The following is a 24,765-nucleotide window of genomic DNA, read 5'->3' on the forward strand; positions in this document are numbered from 1 at the left end:
GGGGCACTTACATCCCGATCAGCCTACCCGGTCCCGTTGGCACTCAAATGGATACCCCTTTTCCTATAAGCGGAAGATACCTCCCTGTTTTATGAAGACTCTTGCTCCGTACCTGACGGCGCTCACATAGATACTCTCGGCGTACGCGATACCTTCTTTAGATTCCGCAGAGAGTTGTTTTCCCCAGTGATGTACCGGCCGCGGCCTTGGCGATGAGCTCGGAAGGGCTGAGTCTTGAATTCTTCAAGCGTCACGGTGCTCTTAGTGCTTGTTCTGCTGCGCCAGACGCTGGCAAGCCGGTCTCCTTCACCGGTGCTGTGCCAAACTGAGGGCGTGCCCTCAAATAGCGACCGCCCTATGGACGAGCCGGAAGAGATTGCTGACCGATTCGTCCAGGCGTGGAACCGGACCGATGCCGCCGCTCTGGCGGGACTGTTCGCGCAGGATGCGGACTTCGTCAACGTCGTCGGGCTCTGGTGGGAGGACCGCGAGCGTATCCGCCAGGCCCATGACTACGGGTTCCGCCGGATCTTCGGCGACTCAGAGATGAAGGTGCAGCGCACCAAGCTGCGCCGTCTGGGTGATTCCGCCGCCGTGGTGCATCTCGAGTGGACTCTGTCCGGTCAGAGTCCGCAGAACGGCGGCGAACCGGGGGAGCGGCGGGGTATCTTCAGCTTCGTTCTGCATAAGAACGACGACGCCTGGTTGGCCGTTTCTGCCCACAACACCGACAGGGTGCCCGGTTCCGAGACTCACATCGCAGGAGATAGCGGCATAGCACCGACCAGCTATCAGCAGAGCTGAGGGACGATAGTCCTCTAGTGGCCGCCGAGGCAGTCGCGGGTGATCTCGGCCTGACCCAGGTGCTGGGCGATCTCCTCCAGTACGTGGAAGAGCACGCCACGGCAGCTGGCTGTCCAGAAGTGATCCCGTCCCGGCGGCACGTGCACCGGGGCGGCGTCGAAATCTGTCTGTGTCACATCCTTCAGGAACAGCTCCCGTGTGCGTGCGGCCAGTTCTAAGGCCTCCGCAGCAGGCATTACTGCCTGGAACTCGGCCCTGCGGTCACGCGGCACCTCCATGCCCAGGTTTACTGTCGAAGACCACCGCCGCATCATCCCGCAGCAGTGCGTCACCAGCTGCACCACGGAGTTGCTGCCGTCAGCTGGAAGGGTGGCGTTCGCTTGCTCATCATCGAGCTGCCGGAGGACACCGAGCAGCTCATCAAATTTCTGCAGAATGAACTCCACGAGAATCTGGTCATCGGCAGTGAGCGCTGCGTCTGCCACGTCATGATCAGGTGCGTGTTCTCCATCAGGGGACATAGCTCAAGAGTAGCGGAGCCCGTGTCGCTGCTCCCGAAGCCCTCAACTGGCGGCGGAGACTGGTTGCCTCAGCAGGGTGCGCAGTTTTGCGGGAGAGGTTCTGCGGGGATCGCTGAAATAGACCTCGTGGTGTTCGCCAGTCATACGCAGACCCTGGGCAGGGATGAACTCCTCATGCATTCTGGCCAGGACGGGCCCCTCGTCGTCGAAGGCGCCGATATGCAGGGTCTGCACGCACCGGCCCTCCGCCAAGGTCTCCAGCCGAAGGTCTCCCAATCTTGTGGGCCTACGTTTAGTGCCGACGCTCTGCACTGCGGCCTGGACCATAGTTGTCTCGACCCATTCAGGCACCATAAGCATCATCGTCCAGTTCCACTGGGACTTATCGCGTGCGACGGTGAAAACATCCATATTCTCAGCCCACCACAGCCCCTCCAAGGGCGGGACCACATAGTCCCGGCCGAGTTCCTGCTGGCTGGCGAACTTCACCGAATATGCCACCGGGTAGAGCGCCTCGCGAGCCTGCGCGTAAGAAGTCGAGGTGTTCGGGTCGCCATGCCCATCCACCATGAGATAGCGCATAGGCGGCACATCCACTACGCGGAACGCGCCCGGCTTGGCGCGGTAGCTGTCCAGGGACCGTTTGAAATCAACCTTTGGGCGCGGAGGCGAGCCGCCCGCGTCGTCGTGCCCACAACCGCTGCGCCCCATGGGGTGATCCTACCTACCGAGGAACAGCCGGTCTGTCCCTGCTGACCAGCCGTTGGGCGTGGCAGGATGGGATCATGACTCACTCTGCCGCGATCTTTGACCTCGATGGGACACTGGTGGACCCAGCAGGTGCCATCACCGGCGGCATCGCCGCAGCACTGCGGGATCACGGGATCAGTGTGCCGGATGAGCAGATGCTGAAGAGCTTCATCGGCCCCCCGCTGGCGACCAGCCTGAAAGCACTGCCCGGGGTGACCGAGGAGCTGATTCCCAAGCTCATCGAGAACTACCGCGCCGGCTATATCCGCGAAGGCATGGCTGCCAGCAAGGTGTACCCGGGCATCGGCGAACTCCTCGGGAGGCTGCGGGACCAGGGGGTGGCGCTCGCAGTGGCCACCTCCAAGCCTGGGCCTCAGGCCAACCGGTTACTGCAGATTCAGGGGCTGAGCGGATTCTTTGACGCCGTTGCCGGATCCGACCCCGATGAGGTGATCCCGCATACCAGCAAGGGCCCCATCATCGCTGAGGCCCTGGGACAACTCGGTCTGAGCGCCGAGGACGGTGGCCGGTTGCCAGTGGTAATGATCGGTGACCGAAAATTCGACGTCGAAGGTGCTGCCCGCCACGGCATCTCCTGCATCGGCGTGGCTTGGGGATACGCCCCCGAGGGTGAACTTCAGGAAGCCGGTGCGGAGACAGTGGTGGCCTCCGCTGAGCAGCTCGACCAGGAGATCTCCCGCCTGCTGCCGCGCCTTTCCGCACGTCCCGCCGGGGCAGGGGCCCACTGACCTAGTGTTCGCCGGCGCTACCCGATCAGATCGGACCGGAGAAGTCGGGCGCACCGGGTTGGCCGCGCGGGAGAGTTGATGGCGAAGGGAGCAGCCATGATTGAGATCCTCAACCGCCTGGCCGATGAGATCGAGCATCATCTCAGGGATGAGATCGACCTCGAGGCCTTCGCCCGTACCTCTGGGACCACGGCCTACCACCTGCGCCGGATGTTCTCATCCCTGGCCGGTATGCCGGTCTCGGAGTACCTGCGGCGGCGCCGGATGACGGTAGCCGCAGCCGATGTCATCGGCAGCGAAGACCTGCTGACCATCGCAGTCCGCTATGGGTACGGGTCCACTGAAGCCTTCGGGCGTGCTCTCCGCGCAGTGCACGGCGTCAGTCACGGTGAGGTCCGCCGTCATGGTGGCCCCCTTCGCAGTCAACCACAACTCAGGTTTCGCCTGACCGTCGAAGGGAGCGCCCACATGGATGCCCGAATCACCGAACGCCCAGCCTTCCGCCTCATCGGCCACGCTGCTCGTGTGCCGCTGATCTACGAAGGCATCAACCCACATATTGCCGAACACGTAGCCTCCATCCCGAAGACCGAATACGCCCGACTCCACGAGATCAGCAACACCGAGCCCAATGGGCTGCTGCAAGTCAGCGACGACGTGGACCCTGACTACACCGAGGGCAGCCAACTGACCCATATGCAGGGTGTTGCGGTCACTGCGGACACTGCAGTACCAGAGGGACTTGACGCCATCGAGGTCGAGGCTGGTGCCTGGGCCGTGTTCCGGACCGCCGGAGAACACCCGGAAGTTCTGCAGGAGACAATGGCCGCCACGGCCACAGAATGGTTCCCCTCGAACCCCTGGCGGCTCCGGCCCGGCCCCTCCCTGGTGGCTTACCTCGAGTACTCGGAGGAAGCAGGCACCGCCACCTGCGATTACTGGCTGCCGGTGGAGCGAGTTTAGGAGGCTCTGTTAGGGCACCGGGTGGCCGGCAGCCCGCAGCAGCTGGAACCACTCGGCCCGGCTGAGCCGAATATCAGCACCCTCGGCCGCCTCGCGGACCCGGGCGGGCTGGGTAGTGCCCAGCACCACCTGGATATCCGCGGGGTGGCGGGTGATCCAGGCTGTGGCAATACCGGTTGGGGTTACTCCGTGGGTCTCAGCCAGCGACTCCAGCACTGCATTGAGCTCCGGGTATTCCGGGTTCCCGATGAAGACCCCGGTGGGGGACTGGTAGGGCGACCATGCCTGCAGGGCGATCCCGTTCATCCGGCAATATTCCACCACTCCTGCCCCGTCCGGGGAGATATGCGGTGCCGCGCCCAGCGTATTGGCCAGCAGCCCCTCAGTGAGGATGGCAGCATGCGGCAGCGAGAGCTGCACCTGGTTAACCGTCAGCGGCTGGTCCAGGTTCCGGTGCAGCAGCTCCATCTGGGCCGGTGTGTGATTGGAGACCCCAAAATGCCGCACCTTCCCCGCTGAATGCAGCTGGTTGAAAGCCCGGGCCACTTCCTCCGGCTCCACCAGCGGGTCCGGACGGTGCAGCAGCAGGACATCCACGTAGTCGGTGCCCAGCGCTCGCAGGGAACCTTCCACCGAGGAGATGATGTGCTCGTAGGAGAAGTCGTAGCGGGGGCCATCCTTGACGATGCCGACCTTGGTCTGAATAGTCAGCTGCTCCCGTTCGGCTGGGCTGAGCTGCATGGCCTGGGCGAACCGGCGCTCGCATTCGTGCACGCTCAGACCCGGGGAGTAGATATCGGCGTGGTCCACATAGTTCACCCCAGCCTCCAGCGCGGCACCGACCAGGGCACGGATCTCATCATCGGTCCGCTCGGCAATCCGCATCATCCCCAGGATCACCTGCGGGGCGCTCAACCCGGCTGCGGGCATCTGAATATGTCGCACTTGTTCACTCTACTGCGGCAGCAGACGCAGGCTGGCTTCCGGCTTGGGTTCCATGGGACTCCTGGTCATACAGAGAGATGCCCCCTGGAGTCCCAGCCAAAGTTGCAGCACGGCGCTCCTCAGCGCTGAATCTGCAACATTCGTTGGGAGTACTATGCGGCGGGTTCGGCAGATCCTGATGAATGTTGCGCGGGAGCACGGTGGGGCCCGGTGGTCGGTGTCTCGCCGCCGGATCGAGCCTGGATGCGGCGAGTGAAACCGAAGCGATCCGCCCGTGCAGTGTTCTCACGCTGGCGTGGGGTTTCCCAGGGCCAGGTCATCAACCCCCAGCCCAGAACCATCAGGCCAGCCACCGAGACCAAGTACAGGGGCCAGGGACCGAGAACATCGAGCAGCGAGGAGCCCTCAGGTCCGCCGCTGACATAGCTGTAGGTGGTACCCAGCCGACTGTTGACCACCATGGCGACGCCGCCCCACAGCCCAGTTGCTGCCAGGGTCAGGGCATAACCGCGCCAGGTGGGCCGGTACCCCAGGCCCCAGACCAGCACCGCAGGGACAATCAGTGCTGCCCCGTGGAGGAGCCAGTACATCAGGTACTCCAGGTGCTCCACCTGCCGGTAATTCAAATCCGGGGTGAGCACCGACTGCAGGTTCAGCGTGAACCCCCAGTAGTAGAGCACCGCCACGGCCCAGCCGGGACGTGCAATGAGCGAGATGGCGGTCAGGAGGCGGATGGCGTCGGAGAAGTGGAACGGCAGGGACTCATGGAGCAGAAAGTTCATCGGCAGCAGACCCCAGAGAGTCCAGGCCACTGAGACTGTCAGCAGCACCCAGCCGCAGCGCCGCAGCCACCGCTCAGCAGCATGGACATCCTCGCAGCGGCGTACCAGGATCACACTGGCTACCAGCACTGCAGCAATCACTGCCGCTGCAGCACCGTGTTCCAGTCCGTACTGAGGCATCCGCCAGGCCTCACCCTGCTCCACGAGCTGAAGCATACCGGCATCGGCTCACCTGCTGCGGTAGGCGCAGCAGTGATCAGTCAAGGTAGAAGTATTTGTCCGAGGGCGGCGGCACGAACTCGCGCAGCCCGGCGCTGACCTTGCCGCCGATCGCCTTACTCCAGCTGCCGTAGTGGTTGCGCACCGCAGGTCCTGAGGGCAGATTGGTCCGGCCCTTGCTGAGGTGGTACTTCCGCCACTCCAGATAGTTGTCGTATTTGGTGGCGAATCCGGCCTCTTTGGCGTCGCGCTTATAGTCCTCAATAGCGATGTCGAACTGTTCTGGAGTGAAAGTCGCCACCCCGAATCCTTTGGGCCGCTGCCGGGCGCTGGTGGCCAGCCCGGCCGAGTTCAGCGCCTCATTCCAGGAGCCGCCTGCCCGCTTCAACAGGGTGATAGTGCCCACCGGCCAGACCCGCCTGCCCTTGCTGGAGACGATGCCGTGATCAGCGATGAACTTCTTACGCAGCTCGGTGTACACATTAGCCGAGATCGTCGCAGACGGGTCCTGCTCCAGCCTCTGCTGCCCGGCCCGGACGCCGGCCAGCACCTGCGGAACCAACTCCGGGGTACCTTGATCCTCCAGCAGGCCGGTCACCTGCTCAACCATCTCTGCCGGCAATTCCGAGCCGCCGGAATCGGGGTCACGGCCATGCCCCAGGGCATAGAGCAGACTGGCAGTCAGAGCAGACTCAGGAAACAGCGGTGCGGCCATGTGATCTATTCTACCTTGGAGAGGGGAAGTGGGTGGGTCTGCGGCAGCGGATCTGTGGCCAGCCTGCCGTAGGTCAGCACATCCACGCGCTCGCCGCCGACAAGAAACTTCTTCCGCTCGGTGCCCTCATGGCGGAACCCTGCCGCCTGCGCCACTGCACCGGATGCCGGATTGTTCACCCGGTGGCCCAGCTCCAGGCGTTCGAATCCGCCTGAGCTCAGTGCCCAGTTGGCCACCGTGGCAGCAGCACGGGCCGTCAGCCCATACCCGCGGAACTGCGGGTGCATCCAATAGAAGAACCAGCCCAGCCGGTGCGCCGAGGCGCCGTTGATTCCAACGACGCCGCCGCACTGGGAGTCCAACTCCACGGCAAACCCGTGATTGCCCTCGTTAGGGTCGGTGATGAAGTCGATGTAGTTCTGGGCCGAGTCCAGGTCCGTGACATCGCCTTGCCGGAGCATTTCTGGATCAGCGGTGAACCCGGCCAGCACATCCGCGGCATCTTTGCGGCTCAACCGCTTCACCACTGCATGCATACGTTCAGCGTACTTGGGTGAGGCGCGCATGAAACGATGTGCAGACTTCAAAAACTCAGCATTCCACCACATTGACTGCCAGGCCGCCCAGGGCAGTCTCCTTGTACTTATGGGACATGTCCTTGCCGGTCTCGCGCATGGTGGCAATGACCTCGTCCAGGGTGACCCGATGCTCGCCGTCGCCCATCAGCGCCATCCGCGCGGCATTGACCGCTTTGGTGGCTGCGATCGCATTGCGCTCAATACAGGGCACCTGCACCAATCCGGAAATCGGGTCACAGGTCAGCCCCAGATTGTGCTCCATGGCGATCTCCGCGGCATTCTCCACCTGGGCCGGAGTCCCGCCGAGGACCTCACAGAGACCCGCTGCGGCCATCGAGGAAGCCGAGCCGACCTCCCCCTGACAGCCCACCTCCGCCCCAGAGATCGAGGCCTGCTCCTTATACAGCACCCCGATGGCCGCGGAAGTGAGCAAATAGGAGGTCACGATCCGGCGCAGATCAGTCTTCTGGGCGAAGCTGGAACCGGGGCCGTAGTGCGTGGCGTAGAAACCCACCGCCGGGATGATTCCGGCTGCCCCATTGGTAGGTGCAGTCACTACCCGGCCCCCGGAGGCATTCTCCTCATTGACCGCCAGCGCCACCAGGTTCACCCACTCCTGCCAATAGGCATGAGAGCGGTCGGGGTCATCGGCCCACATCTTGGCATGCCAGGCAGGGGCACGACGCCGCACCTTCAGCCCGCCCGGCAACGGCCCCTCCCGCTTCAGGGCAGAGTCCTTACACGCTTCCATCACTTCCCAGAGGTGCCAGATGCCGGCCAACACCTCAGACTCGGGCCGGCGGGCCGTCTCATTGGCCAGCATGATCTCCGAGACCGGCAGACCGGTGGCCGCACAATGGTCCATCAGTTCCGCCGAGGTGCGGAACGGGTAGGGGATCTGCGCATCAGCAGCATTGAGCTCAGCCTCTGGGTCGTCGCTGTCTGCCACCACGAACCCACCGCCCACCGAATAGTAGGTTTCCTCGGCCAAGAGCTCATTAGCAGCATCCACTGCGCGCAGAACCATTGCATTGGAATGCCGTTCCAGATGGGTCAGTGGCCGCTGGATGAAATCAGCTACCCGCAGGGTTATATCCCGGCGGCGCCCCAGTTGGGCTGCAACCTGTACCGTGCCGGAGGCCTCAATGGCTGCTTTGCGCTCATCGACATCCTCAGGCTGGATCTCTTCAGGAGCCCAGCCCTCCAGCCCCAATAGAATCGCGTCAAAGGTGCCATGCCCGGCGCCGGTGGCGGAGAGTGAGCCGAACAGCTCCACTTGAATCCCGGCTAGCCGGTCGATTGGTGCTGAGCGGGCAACTGCGGAGCCGCCAGTGCCAGCGGTGCCTGGGGCGGCGTCGTCATCTGCCACCAGGTGTTCGGCAACGAACCGCCGTGCGGCACGCATCGGCCCTACAGTGTGCGAGGAGGAGGGCCCCACGCCCACGCTGAACAGGTCAAACACGCTGATAGCCATCGGCTTCAGCTTACGCGGCCCTTCAGCACTGGGAAGAACTGTATGCGGGCCGCGGTGAACAACGAGTGCCGCCATGTTCTGCAGCAGGTGAAAACTCGGAGGAGGGACCGTTAACGGGAGACGCGTGCAGAAACAGTGAGGAGGGTCTCTGCACGCGTCAGCGCTTCCCATCGCGCAGTCCTTATTAGAACACGTATTCTAACCGTGCGCAATGCTTGGTGTGCTCAGCCAGTGCAGAGCGGCTGCAGCCATCGTCCGAGCTCCAGTGCTCAGCGTGGGCTCCAGCGGAGGTGCAAAGAACGGGGAATGGTTTCCTGGCGGATCAACCGCACCGGCCTCGGCACCGCCGAAGAACCAGAGCACCGAAGGCACGCCGGCCTCCTTGCCGAGCAGTCCAAAGTCCTCCGAGCCCATACGCGGCCGCTCCACACTGACCAGCTCTGCTCCAAGCGCCTGCTCAATGGCCTGATACGTCTGCTTGGCGGCATCGACATTGTTGATGGTGGGCGGAAGCTGGGAGTAGTGCTCGATCTCCGGTACTGGGGCACCGGCAACCTCTGCTTCACCTCGGACAATTCGTTTCACCGCGGCCAGCACCTGGTCCCGCACCGGTTCGGTGAGGGTGCGAATATTGACGGTGAACTCGGCCCGTTCGGGGATGATGTTCTCCTTCAGACCCCCGCGGAACACGCCCACAGTCACCACCGCCGGTTCATGGGCATCGACCTCCCGGGAAACAATGGTCTGCAGCCGGGAGATCATTGCCGCACCCAGTACGATCGGATCAATCCCCAGATGCGGCCTGGAGCCGTGAGCCTGCTTGCCGTGGACGGTCACCCGCAACGAATCTGTCCCCGCCATTGCCGGGCCGATCGCCATGGTCACCGTGCCCGAAGGCTGGTTGGAGACATGCTGGCCCAACACCACGTCAGGGCGCGGCACCCGCTCCCACAGTCCGTCCGCCACCATGGCGCGGGCACCCTGGCCGACTTCCTCACCCGGTTGGAACACGGCCACCAGAGTTCCGCTCCAATCCGTGCGCCGGCGCAGCAGCATGCGCAGCGCGGTGGTGAGACAGGCGATATGCGTGTCATGGCCGCAGCCATGCATCACCGGTACCTCAGTTCCATCGGAGGCGGTGCCGCGGTCCTGCGAGGCATAGTCCACACCGGTACGCTCCAGCATCGGCAGCCCGTCGGTATCGGCGCGCAGCGCAACCACTGGGCCCTCGCCGTTGCGTACCACAGCGACCACCCCAGTTCCGGCGCAGCGGAAGCTCTCCACCCCCATCGACTCCAGCTCCGCCTCGATCCGCTCGGCCGTACGGTACTCCTGCATGCTCAGCTCCGGGTGGGTGTGCAGCACCTTGTAGAACTGGTGCAGGTGCTGGCGTTCCTCAGGAGTGAGATCTGGAACAGGTGGTGTGGTCATGATCTGTCAGTTATTCAGCGGCGGCAGCGGGGTGACTGTGCCGGCGGCTGAGATGCAGTCCGGTCAGCGAACGGGGCACTGACATCAGGTCACCGGGGGCGCCGGAGAAGATCACTTCGCCACCGTCATGACCAGCGCCGGGGCCGATATCGATGATCCAGTCAGCCCGGGAGATCACCTCCAGGTTGTGCTCAATGACGATCACGGTCCGTCCGGAGTCCACGATCTTCTCCAGCATGCCGATCAGACGGTCAGTGTCTGCCATATGCAGGCCTGCACTCGGCTCATCCAGCACAATCACCTCAGCCGCGGCGCCGATCTCGATGGCGAGTTTCACCCGTTGGCGCTCACCGCCGGAGAGCGTGCTCAGCGGCTGCCCCAGGGTGAGGTAGCCCAGTCCCACATCGCAGAGCCGGGTGAGGATCTTCTGGGCCGCGGGCAGTTTAGCGGCCCCAGCGTGACTATTTCCGCTGAAGAAGTCCAGGGCCTCCTCCGCAGGCATGGCGAGCACCTCAGCGATGTTCTTCCCGCCCAGGGTGTACTCCAGGACCGAGGCTTGGAAACGTCTGCCCTGGCACTCCTCGCACACGGTGGAGATCCCTGCGATGATGCCCAGATCCTGGTAGATCACCCCGGCTCCACTGCAGGTGGGGCAGGCGCCCTCCGAGTTGGCGCTGAACAGGGCCGGTTTGACGCCGTTGGCCTTGGCAAATGCCTTGCGGATGGGTTCCAGCAGTCCGGTATAGGTGGCCGGGTTGGAGCGCCGGGAACCACGGATCGGTGCCTGGTCAACCGCCACCAGGCCTTCCCGACCGCCAAGCGAGCCGTGGATCAGGGAACTCTTGCCTGATCCGGCCACACCGGTGACTGCCACCAGCACCCCGGTGGGGACATCTACATCGATGTTCCTTAGATTGTGCGTAGCGGCACCACGGATCTCCAGGGAACCGGCAGCAGTGCGCGGCTGCTGCTTCAGCGGCTGTCTGGAGTCCAGATGCTCCCCGGTGAGCGTCCCTGAAGTGCGCAGTCCGGCGAAATCGCCGGTGTAAACCACCTGACCGCCGTGGCTGCCCGCTCCGGGGCCCATATCCACAATGTGATCGGCCACGGCCATCACCTCAGGATTGTGCTCCACCACCAGGACAGTATTTCCCTTATCCCGGAGCTTGATCAGCAGCTCGTTCATTCGGTCCACATCATGAGGATGCAGACCCACCGTGGGCTCGTCGAAGACATAGGTGACATCGGTCAGCGAGGAGCCCAGATGCCGGATCATCTTCACCCGCTGCGCCTCACCGCCGGAGAGGGTGCCCGATGAGCGTTCCAGCGACAGGTACCCCAGGCCGATATGCACAAAGTTCTGCAGAGTCTCAGCGACGGCGGACAGCAGCGGAGCGGATCCCCGGAGCTTCTCGGTGGAGGTGTCCAGCTGCCCGATCCACTCCAGGAGGTCACTGATCTGCATGGCGCACAGTTCGGCGATGTTCTTGTCTGCGATCTTCGAAGACAGGGTGAGCTGGGAAAGACGTGTGCCGGCGCAGTCCGGGCAGCTGGTGAAGGTCACCGCCCGGTCCACGAAGGCCCGGATATGTGGCTGCATCGCATCGCGGTCCTTGGCCAGGAAGGACTTCTGCACCGAGGGGACCAGCCCCTGGAAGGTCATATTGACCCCGCCAATCTTCACCTTGCCCGGCTCACGGTGGAAGAGGTCCTGGCGCTCCTGCTCGGTGTAGTCCTTCACCGGCTTATCGGGGTCGAAGAACCCGGATTCGCTGTAGAACCGCACCGACCAGCCGCCTACTTTGAACCCGGGGACGGTGATGGCGCCCTCATTTAGTGACTTGGACTCGTCCACCAGTTGACCCAGGTCGATGCTGTTGACCTGGCCGCGGCCCTCACAGCGGATGCACATACCGCCGGTGACGCTGAAGCCGGCGGTTTCCTCGGTACCGTCTGCCTTGGTCATTGTTCCGGACCCGGAGGCCGATGCCACATTGAAGGAGTATGCCTGCGGGGAGCCGATCTGCGGCTGGGCGAAGCGGCTGAAGAGGATGCGCAGCATGGCGTTGACATCGGTGACGGTGCCTACAGTGGAGCGCGGGTTCGGTGTCATCCGCTCCTGGTCGATGATGATAGCGGCGGTCAACCCGTCCAGCACCTCGACCGCGGGCCGGGCCATAGCAGGCATGAACCCCTGGATGAAGGCATCATAAGTCTCGTCGATCAGCCGCCGGGACTCAGCGGCGACAGTGCCGAAGACCAGGGAGGACTTCCCGGAACCGGAGACCCCGGTAAAGACGGTCAGTTTGCGCTTGGGGATGTCCACATCAATCCCGCGCAGGTTGTTCTCTTGGGCACCGCGGACGGTGATGAATTCGTGGGATGCAGTGGAGGAGGCGGAGGCAGGGCTGGAGATTGTGCTGCGCATAGTCACCAGAACATCGTACAACGTACGCCGTGGCAGCTGGTCATGCTGATGCGATCTTCCAGACGCCACCGCCGGGATCGGTGAAGTATCCCATATAGCCGCCCCACTCCTGCGCTGCTGGGGGAGCGGTGATGGCCGCCCCTACCGCTTCGGCTCTGTGCACCAGATCATCGACGTCCTGGGCAGAGGCGGCGTCGTGGCTGAGGACCAGCTGTTGGAAGCCTGAACCTGCTGCGGCGAGGCCCACGTCCTTGGCGAGGTCCTGGCGCTGCATCAGTCCCAGGCGCAGAGCCCCGCCGGTGACGGTGAAGTCGACGTACTTGGCTCCATAGTCCCGGTCAACGGCCATACCTAGAGCGGCGTAGAACCTCTTGGAGGCTTTTGGATCGGCCACACCGAGCAGGATTCCGGTTTCAGTCGGCTTCGGGGGGGGGGCTCTGCGGTGCGGCGGTGTCCTTTTTCTTATCGGAGGAGACTTTCCAGACTGCACCGTCCGGTGCTCGGAAGACTCCGGAGAAAGAGCCGAAGAGAGCTTTCTTTGCGGGTTTGAGGATCTCCGCGCCGGCTGCGGCGGCGGCCTCGATCACCGCTGAGACCTCACTGGGCTGTTCCAGCACGTAGGAGAAGATATAGCCGCGGAAGACTGTGCCCTCTGCAGAGACTCCTGTCTCAGCGGCCAGATCAGCGGAGCCGGTTACCCCTATGTCACCGGAGCCGTGCAGCGCCATCCTGGCGAAGCCGCCGTAGTCCTGCACCCCGGGGGAGAGTACCTGGGAGTAGAAGTCCCGGGCGGCTGGGACGTCAGGAGTCCCGAGTATTGCGATATTCAGAGGGAGCGTCATGGATGATTGAGTCCTTTCTGGGGCTCAGACTCGCTGGTTGATGCGCAGTAGGTTTCCGGCCGGATCGCGGAAGGCGCAGTCGCGGACTCCGTAGTCCTGGTCGATGGGCTCCTGCAGGACGTCTGCACCGGCAGCCACCAGTTTCTCGAAGAGGGCGTCGAGATCATCCACGGCGAGGGTCAGGGCGGTGAATGCGCCCTTGGCGATGAGGGTGAGAATGACGTCACGCTCCTCCTCGGTGATTCCGGGATCCACCGCCGGAGGGTGCAGCACAATGGAGGTCTCCGGCTGATTGGGCGGGCCCACGGTGATCCAGCGCATATCCTCGTAGCCGACGTCCTGACGGACTTCGAATCCCAGAGTGTCGCGGTAGAAGCCGAGTGCGGCCTCTGCATCGGTATGGGGCAGGAATGTGTAATGAATGGTGATATTCATGGGATCGAATCTACGCCTGCTCCGCGGGGCGCGCTTCTTGATTCCTGACCGGTCTGGACGCCTGCTTCGCTAGGCAGGGGGGAATGCCGCTCAGGGCGTGTGGCTGGGTCTGCTGGTATACGCTGGGCGGAACCCCCACTAACTCGGTGAATCGGGTGCTGAACGTGCCTAAGGAAGAGAACCCCACTGCAAAACAGATTTCAGTGACGCTCATATCACTATGCCGCAGCATAGCCATGGCACGCTCCACCCGTCTGGTCATCAGATAGGAGTAAGGAGACTCCCCATAGGCGAGTTTGAACTGGCGGCTGAGATGCCCTGCGGAGACGAAAATGCCGCGGGCCAGCTCTTCTACGTTCAGCGGTTGGGCGTACTCACAGTCTATCCGATCCCGCACCTTCCGCATCAGGCGCAGGGTCTCCAGCCAGTTCTGCGATCCCGGGCGAGCTGAGTGGACGGACATAGCGGACCTTTGAGGTCTATCCCTGCGCGAGGACCTGCTGCAGCAGAGCCGCACCCGAATAGCCGTAGGGACAGCCAATGTCGCTGCACATATTGATCCTCATGCCTTCATTCTTCCACCTGCCGCGTAGCTCAGGAGCGACTCAGCCGCCTGGTGAGGACTCGGACAGCGTTGCGCCCAGCCCGGTTGGCACCTACGGTGGACTGGGAGGGCCCGAACCCGATCAGATGAATGCGCGGATCGGCCCGCACCTCTGTGCCGGCCACCGCAACCCCACCCTGCTCGTTGACCAGGTTCAGCGGAGCCAGGTGGTCTAATGCGGGCCGGAACCCGGTAGCCCAGAGGATGGTATCCACAGTGGTAAGACTGCCATCAGCCTCACGCAGACCGTGGGGTTCAATCGCGGTGAACATCGGCCGCCGGTCCAGAACCCCGCGACGATGCGCGTCCCTTGCATAAGGGGTCCAGACCAAGCCGGTGTAGGAGACGATGCTGCGGGCTGGCAGGCCTGCCTCGGCAGCTGCGGTGACCTTTTCAATAGTGCGCCGGCCCTCGATCTCCGGGCGGAAGCCCTCCTCCTGGAACACTGGCTCCCGGCGGGTGTACCAGAAGGTCTTTGCAGTGCGGGATATTTCGGCCAGCAGTTGGACTGCAGAGATACCGCCTCCAACTACGGCTACTCGACGGCCGGCCAGATCCTCGGCCGAGACATAGTCCCGGGTGTGCAGGTGGCGCCCCCGGAAGCTGTCACCGCCCGGATACCGGGGCAGCACCGGGTTGTCCCAGGTGCCGGTGGCATTGATCACCGCCCGTGCTGTCCAGTTACCGCTGTCGCTGCGGACGCTGAGCTCACCGGAAGCTTTGCGGGCATACGCATTCTCGGCCTCCTCCACGGCGTGTACCCGTACCGGCCGGAGGATCGGCAGCTCCATGGCGCGCTCAAAGTCCGCGAAGTACCGGGGAATGGCGGTGCGGCTCGGCTCGGAATCATCGATGGGGGGTTTGGGGAATCCGGGCAGGTCGAAGATCCCGTTGATGGTCGCCATGCGCAGCGACTCCCATCGGTGCTGCCAGGCTCCGCCAGGGGAGTGCTCGGCGTCGAGCATTACAAACTTCAGCCCGGCGCGTCTGAGGTGGTACCCCGCTGAGAGTCCTGCCTGACCGGCACCGATGACCAAGACATCGGCCCGCGGGATGTCCTCATTCTGACTGCTCATGGGTCCATCATTTCAGCACCGAGCAGGGAATCTGACGTCAGGTCAGACCTTGAGAAGGGTCGCTCACCGGGCGTGGACGGTGAGCATCTCCTCCCAGCGAGTGGTGTAGCGCGGGCTCATCATCTCCCGGCGCATCTCCCATTCTGCCGGTGCCCTGAGTCCGCCGCGGCCCAGCCCGATGGAATCCGTTCCGGCTCTTTGGCGCACCTGCTGCAGAAGTGGGCCCAGGCTGCGTTCCTGCTGAGGCTCAGTCAGAATGTCCAGCATGGGCTGGGCGCCGGCTGGGGAGAGGTCGGTCAGGGTGATTCCGGCTTTGGTGTAGCGGGTGCCCTCAGTGATCTTCGGCAGCAGCGCCTTTGCGGCCTGCGAGAGCGTCACTGGATCATTGGTCGGACTCGGCAGGGTGAGGGTTACGGAGGGCGATTCGAGCTCCTTGCTGCCGTACCAGGAGGTCATTGCCCAGGCGGTGAGAGTGCGGGCCTGGCTGTCCCGTGTGTTCAACCGGGTGCAGGCCCGCTGGGCATAGCTGGTCAGCACCTGCTCCATCACCTCTGGAGTGGTCACCGGCGAGGAGAATGACCGGCTGAACACCAGAGAATCGTGGAAATCCCGTGAGTCCTCCAGTTCAATGCATGCCTGCCCCCGCAGCTCCAGCACAGTGCGCATCACTGGTAATCCGAACTGCCGCCGGATCATCGGCGGGTCGGCTTCACGGAGCTGCTCGGCGGTGGTGATTCCCAGGGCGGCCAGCTTTTTGGAGGTCCGGGGGCCGATGCCCCAGATCTGCTGCACCGGAAGCTGTGTGAGCAGCTGTTCGCGGTAGCTGCCCTCTAGGGCCTCCCAGATGCAGACCCCCTTCATTCCGGAGAGTTTTTTGGCAGCAAGGTTGGCCAGTTTGGCCAGGGTTTTGGTCCTGCCTGCGCCGATGCCCACCGGAAGCCCCAGTCGCTCGGCGATCGCCTGCCGCAGCCCGTGGGCCCATTGCGCGGCGTGCTGCGTGGTTCCGCTGACCAGGGCGAACGCCTCATCAATGCTGTACTTTTCCACCTCGGCGGAATGCTCCCCGATGACCTGGAGGAACCGGTGGCTCATATCTCCATAGAGCTCGTAGTTGCTGGAGCGGGCCACCAAACCTGTTTCCCCGCGGTATTGCATCAGATGCGAGATCCGAACGGGCGTCTGCGTCAGAAAGGCTATCGGTCGTTTCGATAGCCCCGCGATTTTCCGCGCGACGAGGTCTGACGGGCTGATAGATTCGCATCTAATGCACGATTAGCGCGTTATGTGGATGGATTGGGTGGTTGATGGGACGAGTTCCACACGGTGCGTCGTCACTGTATCTTGCGGGCGGGGTGTCGTTCCTCAACGCTCATGAGGCCGTGTTTGAGGCGATGATCGAGGGCTGGCGGATGCAGCAGATCGGTGGCCGACATCTCAAGGAGGATTCGGTGTCGCGCGCTTTGGGCGTGGTCCGGAGGTTCGAGTCGTACGCGGGCAAGAAGCCGTGGGAGTGGTCCGCGGGCGACTTTGACGAGTGGATGGCGCTGCTGGTGTCGCAACGGAAGGTCGAAGCGTCGACGATCCGGTCGTACCAGGGGGCGGTGCGCGCGTTCTGCGATTACATCTGCTCGCCGCACTACGGCTGGGTTGACGAGTGCATGGAGCGTTTCGGGACGCACCCGGTTCAGGTCTGCCATGAATGGAACACGCTCGCGCACCTGCAGGATTACGAGGGCAAGCCGGGGCGACGCCCGTTGACGCGGTCGGAGCTGCAGCGCTTGCTGGATCATGCTGACGCCGAGGTGACGCGGTTGCTGGACGAGCGCCGCAAGGGTGCTCTGCCTGCGTTCCGGGACGCGACGCTGTTCAAGGTCGTCTACGCATGGGGGATGCGGGCGAGCGAGGCGGTTGGGCTTGATGTGACCGACTTCTACAGGAATTCGAAGGCTCCACAGTTCGGGGAGTTCGGTGTGATGCAGATCCGGCACGGGAAGTCGTCGCGGGGCGGGCCGCCGAAACGGCGGGCGGTCGTGTCGTTGTTCGGCTGGGCGGTTGAGGCTCTTCAGGAGTATGTCGAGCAGGTGCGTCCGTTGATGGTCCGGGACGGGTCGCCGGCGCTCTGGGTCTCGGAACGCGGGACGAGGCTGCGCACGCGGGAGCTGGCGTCGAGGTTCGCCGTCTACCGGACGGCGCTGGGGCTGGATGAGGTGTTGACGCCGCACGCGCTGCGTCATTCCTACGTGACCCACCTGATCGAGTCCGGGGTCGATCCCGCGTTCGTGCAACGTCAGGTCGGGCACCTGCACCAGTCGACGACGGCGATCTATACGGGCGTGAGCGCGGACTACATGAACACGATGATGAGTCAGGCGATCGAGAAGACGCGGCACAGGCCGCGCGATGAGGAAGAGAGCGGGCGATGAGACTGATCGGGTTTGAGTGGCGGCTTCGGGAGGTGATGGCGGCGGCGGGAATGTTCTCCACGACGAAGCTGGTCCCGCTGCTGGAAGAGCGGGGCGTCTACTTGTCGACGAGCCAGGTATATCGGCTCGCCGCGGAGAAGCCGGAGCGGATGAACATGCAGGCGCTGGTCGCGCTGCTGGACATCTTCGATTGCACGTTCGAGGAGCTCGCGCCGCGGGTGGTCCTCGGCAGCGCGGTCGCAGCGACCGGGACGACCGATCCTGGGCCGGAGCGGGGCGATTCGGCGACGAACCGACTCCGGGAGTCGGGCCTGAAGCCGCGTAGGGCGCAGATTCTCCCGCCGGATGCTTGACCCGGTCTTCGCCGCGCTGACCACGCAGATCGCCGCCGTCGAGCAGGCTCTTCCGCGTGAGCGGATCGCCGAGATCGTGAACGGCTCGTTCCGGCAGCTGCCGGTTGCCCGCCGGACGCTCGACCTGGTCACGCAGGCACCCGGGCTGCTCACCGCGGCGGATCCGCAGACCACGCCGGCTCTGGCAAGTCTGTTGCTTCGCCTCCACGAGGCTGGAGCGCGGACTGTCCGACCGCCGCGTTGCGCACACTGCGGCGGGCTGCGGAAGCTGCTGCAGCGCACGCCGACCGGGCGGATCTGCGCTCCATGCGGTCGCCGTCTCGCTTCCAGGAGCGGACTCTGTGATCGTTGCGGGCACACCCGCCGCGTGCAGACAGGGCCCGGTGAGAGCGCGTACTGCAAACGATGCTGGGTCGACATGAAACCCGAAGCGGCCGAGCGCATCGTCGAGCAAGTCCGCCGCCATCGCCGTGTCGCGACCGCGACCATCCTTCGAGCGGTGGAGCAGATGGCGGCGGACGGGAGGGACCGCCGAGTGCGGCTGATGCTCGAGCTGCAGGCCCACGGCGCGGAGTGGTTCTCCGACCCGGCCGCGGGCTCTGTGCTGTTCGGCACGTTCTACGACCTTCTCCACGCGGACGGCGCGCGTCTGCCCGAACGACGCTGCGGAGGCTGCGGCACCACGCGCACGCTCACCGAACGCGTCGAGGGACGAGTGAGCTGCCGACGCTGCTACCGGATCGCGCACCATGCCCCCTGCGATGGCTGCGACGACGTCACCAACCTGGAGCGGGTGCTCTCCGACGGGCGGCGACTCTGCCAACGCTGCACGAACAAGCTCCCCGACGAGAACGCCGTCTGCGTGAGCTGCGGCAACCATCGACTGATCGCCTACCGCAGCCCGGAGGGCCCGCTGTGTTCAACGTGTCGGAGCTCCTCCCGGCTGGACACCTGCACGGACTGCGGGGAGCTTGCGCCCTGTTTGTTCCACGGCAGCGAGAAAGCGATCTGCAAACCCTGCTCCGACAAGGCCAGCGTCGACACCTGCACGATCTGCGGGAACGAGCGGCAATGCCGCTGGCCGGGAACCGCGCGCGCCGCCTGCGAGCAGTGCTCCAACCCTCGCCAGCCCTGCGTGAGCTGCGGGGAGGTCCGGCTGCGCCACAAGCGCACCGAAGACGGCTCCGGCTATCTCTGCTGGGCCTGCGTTCCGCCGATCATCGAGACCTGCACAAGCTGCGGAGACGCTCGGATAGTGAACGGCCGGATCGAGGGCCGGCCGTTCTGCCCGCTCTGCTATCCCCGCCAACCGGAGTCGTTCCGCCCCTGCACCAGCTGCGGGACCATCACACGGCTGATCGCGAAGCTCTGCCCCCGTTGCCGAGCCGATCAGATGATCCGGGAGATGGTGCCCGACGAGCTCGCCGCCTCCGATGCACGCATCGCGCATCTGCGAGAGCGGTGGTTCCAGGGTGCTCCGTCGAAGATCGTCTACGCCTTCGAACGCGGCACCGTCGCCTGCACGCTGATCACCCGAGTGCTCACCGCCCCATCCCTGCGCACTCACGCCTACCTCGACCAGGCCGGCTCGGAGTATCAGACCCGAGCGGTTCGGTCCGTGCTCATCGACCACGGGCTGCTCCCACCGCGGGACGAGCTGCTCGCCCGGTTCGAGCTCTGGCTCGACAGCGCACTTGCCGAGATCCCCGACCCGGGTGAACAGCGCACCGTCACCCAATACGCGCGATGGCGACACCTGCGCGCACTGCGCCGCAACACGATGCCGTCCCGATCAGGCCAGCTGTCCTGGCGGCGGCTCGAGATCGCGGGGATCATCGAACTGCTGGAATGGATCCATACCCGCGGAGGTTCTCTCGTGTCCCTCACCCAGGCGGATGTCGATGAATGGCTCACCGGCGGCCGACGCCCGTTCCTGCACCACTTCCTGACCTGGACCGCACGGGCCGGCGCATCCCGACCGCTCACCGCTCCACGCCCGCCATCAGGAGCCTTGAGCCCGCAAGCCATGAGCGACGAGGAACGCTGGCGGCTGCTCGCCGATGTCACCTCCGACCCGTCCATCAACCCGCACACGAAGCTCGCCGCGGGGCTGATGCTCATGTTCGGCGTCCGGGCGGCGAAGATCGTCCAGTTGCGCGCGGAAGACGTCACCGTCACGGACCAGGCCGTGGTCGTCCGCCTCGGCCAGGAACCTCTCGTGCTCCCCGCCGAGCTCGCGCCGGCGGCCGCGGGAGCCGCCAGCAACCGCACCGCGCCTCGCATGTTCGTGGAGAGCATCGAACAGGAGTGGGTCTATCCCGGAACCCGGGCCGGGCATCACATGGCCCCCGACACGCTGAATACCCGGCTCCGCGCTGCCGGCATCCCGCCGCGACTTGCCCGCACCGGCGCGCTGATAGCGCTCGCGCAGGAACTCCCACCCGTCGTTCTCAGCCGGCTGACTGGCCTGGACATCTCCTCCGCGATCGCCTGGTCCAACGCGATCGGCGCGAACAGCACCGCCTACGCCGCCGCGGTCGTCGAGCGCGTCGGCATGCCCCTCCCAGTCGTCCTGCACTGAAATCTGACGATGACGTTTCCAGGGATGTCACGTCGTGAGAATCGGGCGGCACCGATTCTGCTCGGCGGTCAACTCGTCCTGATCGTGGCCGCGCTCTCCTTCGACATAGGCCACGAACAACACCCACGCCGTGTCCGATGATCGGCGTCGGGTGGGAGGGCGTCTGGTGTCCGAGTTCGTCGTTCCGGTCAACCACGTCGTATGACCTTGACGTGCAGGAGCCGCTCAATGCCGCTCGGTCGGCACGCTCGGCCGGTCCCCGGGAGAGTGCGTCGACTGAGGGTCGCAGCAGTCCTCCTCGGTCCTCCGTCCGGAGTTCCGACGGCGTTGATGAAGGAATCCGCTTAGTAGCACGATGAGCACCACGGTGGTAGACAGGCCGGCGATGACGCCGGTGTTGCTTTGGAGCCAGTTCGATATCGTCGCCGAGACAGCGGCGACGTCGGTGCGCCCTGCGGAAGGGGCATCGCCGACGACAACTGGAAACCAGTACCAAGCCAGGTAGACGCCGGTGAGGATCAGGACGGCGGCGGTGACCTTGGGAACGAATCGTGTCAGGGCGGCGATCCGCCTGGACAGCACAGAACCGGCTACGGCGGCGACCACGGCGACAAGCAGCAGGACGGTGGCGGAGCCGGCAGCATAGATGGCGAAGACGAGGAGCAGCCCGACGAAACTGGCTGTCGCCTGGGCCTGGGCGATGACCGCGAGGAGTACGCCGAAGGTGCACGACAGCGAGGCCGCGGCGTAGCCGACGCCGAAGACGACCATGCGCACGGCGCTGGGCAGCCGTTCGATTGCGCGGCCGGGTATGCCGGGAAGCCGGAGGGACATAGAGCGTCCGGCTAGCATCGCCCCGCCGAGCAGCACCAACAGGATCCCGACGGCGAGGCCGAGGGCTGGGGCGGCCTGGATCAGGCCCCGTGCGCCGGCGCTTACCGCGACGCCAGCCAAGGCGAGCGTGCCCGCAAACCCGATCGTCAGCGCGAGGCCAGCCCGTAGGGCGCGCAGCAGGCGCACCGGGGCTGAGGAAGAGGCGGCGTCGCCCAGCGCATGGGTGATCCAGGCCGGGAGCAGCGCGAAGCCGCAGGGATTGACGGGGGCGATCATCCCGGCGGCGAAGGCAAGGGCGAGGAGTCCGCCCATCGCTCAGGCCCCGGCCTTGTGGAGCGCGGAGACGATCGTATCGGCGTCGGGGTCGGTGGCGCGGAAGGTCACCTGTCCGTCACTGTCGACGATGATCAGTGTAGACAGCGCGGCGACCCCGAAGCGCTGGGACAGCGCCGCGCCCTCGTCGATGGCGGCGGGGACATGCACGGCGTCGACGTACTCCATGAACCTCTGAATGGTCTCGGTAGGTTCGCGCGGATCCATGTCGACGGCGAGGAACTGGGCATCGATGCCGGCCTCCTCGGCCGCGGCTGCCGCCTGACCGAGGGATCGGACTCCGCCGACGCATTCGCCGCAGCCGACGGAGAAGAAGAACACCGCGGTGGGCTTCCCGGCGGCGGGCAGGCTGATCCGCTGAGCGTCGATGCTGGTCACCGTCGCGGCGGTGGCAGTCTCGGCAGAGACGGGATCCTTATCAACGGTGCCGCAGGCGGTCAGGATGAGCGAGCCTGCGAGCAGGAGGGTGGCGAGCGAACGACGGGCGCGGGAGCTGATCATTGGTTCTGTTCGCCCTTCGGGTCGGTGCGGTGAGCGGATTCGGTGGGCGGGCAGCAGTCAGGTTCGACACGGCCGCGGCGGGTTCGGCGGCGGACGACGACGAGCAGCACGATCGCGAGGAGCGCAATGCCCACGCCGATCACCCACGGGTTGCCGAGAAGGAGCCCGCCGATGCCAGTAAGCATTCCGCCGGCGATGAGCACGGGCAGCGCGCAGCAGATCGTCATGAGGAGCACGGCACCGGCTCCCAGGAGTAGGCCACCGCCTCGCGTTCGGTCGTCGTGTTTGGAGGTCATAGCGTTCTCGAATCCTTCTGTGTCGCGGGTCAACAGCAGCGGGGACAGTCGTCGGCCACCGGGGTGTCGTCCTGAAGCAGGTCGAGCAGGCTCGTTGTGAGCTCGTTGCCGATCCGGTAGGCCTCGGCCACCGACACCACCTCGGCACCGGGATGCTCAGAGAGCCACCCGGTGGCGTCGTCGACGGAGGCGAAATAGTGCACCTGGTTGCAGAAGGCCGAGCGGATCGAGGTGATCTGCTCCAGGTTCACCAGCGACACCACGGCGCTCGGGGGTGTGACGCCGGTGACACCGGCAACCGGATCGATGGTGACGCGGATCGTCTCTCCGCTGGCCGGGGAGACGGACTCCACGCGCGCTGGGCGATCGAGGAGGGCCGGGAAGATGAGGGTGTCCAGGGCGCACCAGGTGTAGAGCTCCTCACCGTCGACGGTGAACCGGTGCGGTGTAGGGCGCAGCGTGAGGCCCTGGCCGACGATTCGGCCCTGGTCGTCGTACTCGGTGTCCTGCATCGCGGCCAGTCCGAGCCGTACCTCGTCGATCGTGCGGCCCGCAGCCACGGACAGCTGTTGGACGGTGACGGGGTCACCGTCGGCGAGCAGCCGCAGCAGCGGGATGAGCAGGCCGGTCTCTCCCAGTCGGCTGAGCCGCTCGGGCAGTTGCATGCTGAGGTCAGACATCGTGGGTTCCTCCAGTTCGTTCACGCGCAGCACGACAGGAGCGACGGGTCGGTGGTGAAGGCCTTGGCGGCGATCCGGATGCCCTCGGCCATGGTCAGGTAGGGGGCCCAGGCGTCGGCGACCTCGGCGACCGTCTTGCCGAGCACGTGGACCCCGGCGGCGGCGAGCTCGCCGGCGTCCTTGGCGACGGCGGTGATGCCGAGGATCTTCCCGGTGTCGGCGTCCACGACGATCTTGACGAAGCCGCGGGTGTCGCGGTTGACCAGTGCGCGGGGCACGTGGTGCAGGGGCAGGACGCGGCAGTCGCAGCGGATCCCGGCGGCGACGACGTCCTTCTCGGTCATCCCGACCGCGCCGATCGCCGGGCCGGTGAACGTCACCCTCGGCAGTCGGGCGTAGTCCACGGCCCGATCGGCGTCGGCGAACGCGTTCTCGGCGACGAGGGTGCCGTGGTGGGCGGCGACGTAGACGAACTCGGGGTGGCCGGTCACGTCGCCCGCGGCCCAGATCCGCGGGTGGGAGGACTGCATCCGGTCGGAGACGACCACCTCGCCGAGGTCCCCGGTCTTGACCCCGACCCTGTCGAGGCCGAGCCCATCGGTGGCCGGTCGTCGTCCGAGGGCGACGAGCACCTGGTCGGCGCGGAACTCCTCCCGGCCGCCGGCGACGTCCGCGGTGACGACGGCCTGCCCGGTCGCGGCGTCGCGGGACACCCGCGTCGGGAGCGCGCGGCGGACCACCCGGATGCCCTCGTCGGCGAACACCTCCTGCAGCGTCCTGGACACCTCCGGCTCCTCCTTCGACGCGAGCCGGGACCGGACCAGCACGGTGACCTGGGAGCCGAGCCGGGCGAACAGCTGCGCCTGCTCCAGGGCGACGTAGCCGCCGCCGAGCACGAGCAGGGACTCAGGGAGTTCGGTCAGCTCCATCGCCGTGGTCGAGGTCAGGTACCCGGTCTGGTCCAGGCCGTCGATCGGCGGGGCCCACGGCCGAGAGCCGGTCGCGACCAGGTAGTGCCCGGCCTCGATCGTCTCGGTGCTCCCGTCGTCCCCGGCGACCTGGAGGACCGGTGCGTCGGGGGTGCCGGCGAACGCGGCGTCGCCGCGGCGGACGGCCCAACCGTAGGAGTCGGCGACGTCGGCGTACTTCTCGCCCCGCAGCGACTCGACCAGCGCCTGCTTCCCGGCGATCAGGGCGGGCATGTCCACTGGCCCCGCCGTCGTCGCGATCCCCGGGAACCGGTCGGCGGCGTCGGCCGCGGAGTGCCGTGCGTCGGCCGCGGCGATCAGGGCCTTCGACGGCACGCAGCCGGTGTTCACGCAGGTGCCACCGAGCGTCCCGCGCTCGATCATCACCACCGACTTGCCGAGCGTGGTCGCGCGGATCGCGGCGGCGAACGCACCACCGCCCGATCCGATGATGGCGAGGTCGTACTTCGTGGGCATCGC

At 65.4% G+C, this 24,765-nt stretch carries 26 protein-coding genes; 7 read left to right on the forward strand and 19 right to left on the reverse strand.

Features of this window, described 5'->3' with window-relative positions; genetic code table 11:
• Positions 1-357: 357 nt before the first annotated feature.
• The gene (locus GNZ21_RS08690; RefSeq protein WP_157323365.1) at positions 358-804 is read left to right on the forward strand and encodes an SgcJ/EcaC family oxidoreductase; all 447 of its coding nucleotides are present in this window, start codon (positions 358-360) and stop codon (positions 802-804) included.
• 14 nt (positions 805-818) lie between these two features.
• Here the strand turns inward: GNZ21_RS08690 and GNZ21_RS08695 are convergent, their stop codons facing one another.
• Both GNZ21_RS08695 and GNZ21_RS08700 read right to left on the reverse strand, forming a co-directional pair.
• The gene (locus tag GNZ21_RS08695; RefSeq protein WP_157323367.1) at positions 819-1,325 is read right to left on the reverse strand and encodes a mycothiol transferase; all 507 of its coding nucleotides are present in this window, start codon (positions 1,323-1,325) and stop codon (positions 819-821) included.
• A gap of 42 nt (positions 1,326-1,367) precedes the next feature.
• Positions 1,368-2,036 (reverse strand): GyrI-like domain-containing protein, encoded by a 669-nt coding sequence (locus GNZ21_RS08700; RefSeq protein ID WP_157323369.1) that lies wholly within the window; start codon positions 2,034-2,036, stop codon positions 1,368-1,370.
• Positions 2,037-2,110: 74 nt separating this feature from the next.
• Between GNZ21_RS08700 and GNZ21_RS08705 the strand changes: the two genes are divergently transcribed.
• Positions 2,111-2,824: an HAD hydrolase-like protein gene (locus GNZ21_RS08705; protein ID WP_157323371.1), complete on the forward strand. Its 714-nt coding sequence runs from the start codon at positions 2,111-2,113 to the stop codon at positions 2,822-2,824.
• A gap of 96 nt (positions 2,825-2,920) precedes the next feature.
• Positions 2,921-3,787, forward strand: coding sequence for an AraC family transcriptional regulator (locus GNZ21_RS08710; RefSeq protein ID WP_157323373.1), 867 nt, complete (start codon positions 2,921-2,923; stop codon positions 3,785-3,787).
• Positions 3,788-3,796: 9 nt separating this feature from the next.
• Here the strand turns inward: GNZ21_RS08710 and GNZ21_RS08715 are convergent, their stop codons facing one another.
• The 13 genes from GNZ21_RS08715 to GNZ21_RS08775 form a co-directional block, all read right to left on the reverse strand.
• On the reverse strand, positions 3,797-4,732 hold the full coding sequence (locus GNZ21_RS08715) for an aldo/keto reductase (protein WP_373868460.1): 936 nt from the start codon (positions 4,730-4,732) through the stop codon (positions 3,797-3,799).
• A 152-nt stretch (positions 4,733-4,884) separates the two neighbouring features.
• Positions 4,885-5,730 carry a YwaF family protein gene (locus GNZ21_RS08720; RefSeq protein ID WP_157323376.1) on the reverse strand — a complete coding sequence of 282 codons (846 nt, stop codon included), beginning with the start codon at positions 5,728-5,730 and terminating at the stop codon, positions 4,885-4,887.
• Positions 5,731-5,770: 40 nt separating this feature from the next.
• Complete coding sequence (locus GNZ21_RS08725; RefSeq protein ID WP_157323377.1) at positions 5,771-6,448, reverse strand: hypothetical protein; 678 nt, start codon at positions 6,446-6,448, stop codon at positions 5,771-5,773.
• A 5-nt stretch (positions 6,449-6,453) separates the two neighbouring features.
• On the reverse strand, positions 6,454-6,984 hold the full coding sequence (locus GNZ21_RS08730; protein WP_157323379.1) for a GNAT family N-acetyltransferase: 531 nt from the start codon (positions 6,982-6,984) through the stop codon (positions 6,454-6,456).
• Between the two features lie 55 nt (positions 6,985-7,039).
• Positions 7,040-8,500 (reverse strand): L-serine ammonia-lyase, encoded by a 1,461-nt coding sequence (locus GNZ21_RS08735; RefSeq protein WP_157323381.1) that lies wholly within the window; start codon positions 8,498-8,500, stop codon positions 7,040-7,042.
• Between the two features lie 198 nt (positions 8,501-8,698).
• Positions 8,699-9,931: an amidohydrolase gene (locus tag GNZ21_RS08740; RefSeq protein WP_157323383.1), complete on the reverse strand. Its 1,233-nt coding sequence runs from the start codon at positions 9,929-9,931 to the stop codon at positions 8,699-8,701.
• 10 nt (positions 9,932-9,941) lie between these two features.
• Positions 9,942-12,359, reverse strand: coding sequence for an ATP-binding cassette domain-containing protein (locus GNZ21_RS08745; RefSeq protein ID WP_157323385.1), 2,418 nt, complete (start codon positions 12,357-12,359; stop codon positions 9,942-9,944).
• Positions 12,360-12,399: 40 nt separating this feature from the next.
• On the reverse strand, positions 12,400-12,753 hold the full coding sequence (locus GNZ21_RS08750) for a VOC family protein (RefSeq protein WP_157323387.1): 354 nt from the start codon (positions 12,751-12,753) through the stop codon (positions 12,400-12,402).
• Positions 12,754-12,772: 19 nt separating this feature from the next.
• On the reverse strand, positions 12,773-13,201 hold the full coding sequence (locus tag GNZ21_RS08755; RefSeq protein WP_157323389.1) for a VOC family protein: 429 nt from the start codon (positions 13,199-13,201) through the stop codon (positions 12,773-12,775).
• 24 nt (positions 13,202-13,225) lie between these two features.
• Positions 13,226-13,636 (reverse strand): VOC family protein, encoded by a 411-nt coding sequence (locus GNZ21_RS08760; protein ID WP_157323391.1) that lies wholly within the window; start codon positions 13,634-13,636, stop codon positions 13,226-13,228.
• A gap of 10 nt (positions 13,637-13,646) precedes the next feature.
• Complete coding sequence (locus GNZ21_RS08765) at positions 13,647-14,099, reverse strand: helix-turn-helix transcriptional regulator (RefSeq protein ID WP_157323393.1); 453 nt, start codon at positions 14,097-14,099, stop codon at positions 13,647-13,649.
• A 131-nt stretch (positions 14,100-14,230) separates the two neighbouring features.
• Positions 14,231-15,316, reverse strand: a complete 1,086-nt coding sequence (locus GNZ21_RS08770; RefSeq protein ID WP_157323395.1) for a flavin-containing monooxygenase — start codon at positions 15,314-15,316, stop codon at positions 14,231-14,233.
• A gap of 63 nt (positions 15,317-15,379) precedes the next feature.
• Positions 15,380-16,444, reverse strand: coding sequence for a DinB/UmuC family translesion DNA polymerase (locus GNZ21_RS08775; protein WP_198345999.1), 1,065 nt, complete (start codon positions 16,442-16,444; stop codon positions 15,380-15,382).
• Positions 16,445-16,668: 224 nt separating this feature from the next.
• Here GNZ21_RS08775 and GNZ21_RS08780 point away from each other — a divergent pair, with 224 nt between their 5' ends.
• From GNZ21_RS08780 to GNZ21_RS08790, 3 genes are read left to right on the forward strand one after another with little or no spacing between them, the layout of a single operon-like run.
• Positions 16,669-17,739, forward strand: a complete 1,071-nt coding sequence (locus tag GNZ21_RS08780) for a tyrosine-type recombinase/integrase (protein WP_229119376.1) — start codon at positions 16,669-16,671, stop codon at positions 17,737-17,739.
• On the forward strand, positions 17,736-18,092 hold the full coding sequence (locus tag GNZ21_RS08785) for a helix-turn-helix domain-containing protein (RefSeq protein WP_010155374.1): 357 nt from the start codon (positions 17,736-17,738) through the stop codon (positions 18,090-18,092). The genes GNZ21_RS08780 and GNZ21_RS08785 overlap by 4 nt, the downstream gene beginning before the upstream one ends.
• Positions 18,085-20,673, forward strand: a complete 2,589-nt coding sequence (locus tag GNZ21_RS08790; protein ID WP_131940745.1) for a hypothetical protein — start codon at positions 18,085-18,087, stop codon at positions 20,671-20,673. The genes GNZ21_RS08785 and GNZ21_RS08790 overlap by 8 nt, the downstream gene beginning before the upstream one ends.
• A gap of 225 nt (positions 20,674-20,898) precedes the next feature.
• Here GNZ21_RS08790 and GNZ21_RS08795 read toward each other — a convergent pair whose 3' ends face one another.
• Both GNZ21_RS08795 and GNZ21_RS08800 read right to left on the reverse strand, forming a co-directional pair.
• Complete coding sequence (locus GNZ21_RS08795) at positions 20,899-21,819, reverse strand: cytochrome c biogenesis CcdA family protein (protein ID WP_006947554.1); 921 nt, start codon at positions 21,817-21,819, stop codon at positions 20,899-20,901.
• A 3-nt stretch (positions 21,820-21,822) separates the two neighbouring features.
• A complete protein-coding gene (locus GNZ21_RS08800; protein ID WP_006947551.1) occupies positions 21,823-22,341 on the reverse strand; it encodes a TlpA family protein disulfide reductase in 519 nt (172 codons plus the stop codon).
• On the opposite strand from GNZ21_RS08800, the gene GNZ21_RS08805 reads away from it, so the two are divergent.
• Positions 22,341-22,598: a hypothetical protein gene (locus GNZ21_RS08805; protein WP_044494765.1), complete on the forward strand. Its 258-nt coding sequence runs from the start codon at positions 22,341-22,343 to the stop codon at positions 22,596-22,598. The genes GNZ21_RS08800 and GNZ21_RS08805 overlap by 1 nt on opposite strands.
• Before the next feature lie 68 nt (positions 22,599-22,666).
• Here GNZ21_RS08805 and merB read toward each other — a convergent pair whose 3' ends face one another.
• Both merB and merA read right to left on the reverse strand, forming a co-directional pair.
• Entirely contained in the window at positions 22,667-23,317 is a 651-nt protein-coding gene (gene merB, locus GNZ21_RS08810) for an organomercurial lyase MerB (protein WP_010155369.1), read from the reverse strand.
• Between the two features lie 20 nt (positions 23,318-23,337).
• On the reverse strand, positions 23,338-24,762 hold the full coding sequence (merA, locus tag GNZ21_RS08815; protein WP_010155368.1) for a mercury(II) reductase: 1,425 nt from the start codon (positions 24,760-24,762) through the stop codon (positions 23,338-23,340).
• Between the last annotated feature and the right edge of the window lie 3 nt (positions 24,763-24,765).

Source organism: Nesterenkonia alkaliphila, from assembly GCF_009758175.1.
GTDB classification, from domain to species: Bacteria; Actinomycetota; Actinomycetes; order Actinomycetales; family Micrococcaceae; genus Nesterenkonia; species Nesterenkonia alkaliphila.